At 75.0% G+C, this 572-nt stretch carries 1 protein-coding gene; it reads left to right on the forward strand.

Annotated features, from left to right (window positions below; translation table 11 throughout):
• The coding region (locus tag MEICH_RS25510; protein WP_169730692.1) for an ADP-ribosylglycohydrolase family protein at positions 1–572 on the forward strand (572 nt) is incomplete at both ends.

A 572-nucleotide genomic window follows, 5' to 3' on the forward strand; every position in this document is an offset into this window, starting at 1 on the left:
GCCTGCGCGGGGAGGCCGCCGGGCCCTTCGGCCCCGAGGAGCTGCGCGCCCGCCTGCACGCCGCCTGGCTGGGCCGGGCGGCGGGGTGCCTTTTGGGCAAGCCGGTGGAGAAGGTGCCCCGCGAGGGGATCCGGGCGCTGCTGGAGAGCGTGGGGGAGTACCCCCTGCGCGAGTACTTCACCGCCGAGGGGGTCCCGCCCGAGCTGAGCGAGCGCTACCCCTGGAACCGCGCCAGCCGCCCCACCAGCCTGCGCGAGAACATCGACGGGATGCCCGAGGACGACGACCTGAACTACACCGTGCTCAACCTCGCGCTCGTCGAGCGCTTCGGCCTGGGCTTCACCACCGAGCACGTGGCGCAGTGCTGGCTGGAGATGCTGCCGGCCCTCACCGTCTTCACCGCCGAGCGGGTGGCCTACGTCAACCTGCTCGAGCTGCGCCTGCCGCCCGAGACCGCCACCCGGCGCAACCCCTACCGCGAGTGGATCGGGGCCCAGATCCGCGCCGACCTGTGGGGCTACCTGCACCCCGGCGACCCCGCGGCCGCCGCGCGGGCCGCCTTCCGCGACGCG

The sequence above is a fragment of the Calidithermus chliarophilus DSM 9957 genome (genome assembly GCF_000430045.1).
Classification (GTDB): Bacteria; Deinococcota; Deinococci; order Deinococcales; family Thermaceae; genus Calidithermus; species Calidithermus chliarophilus.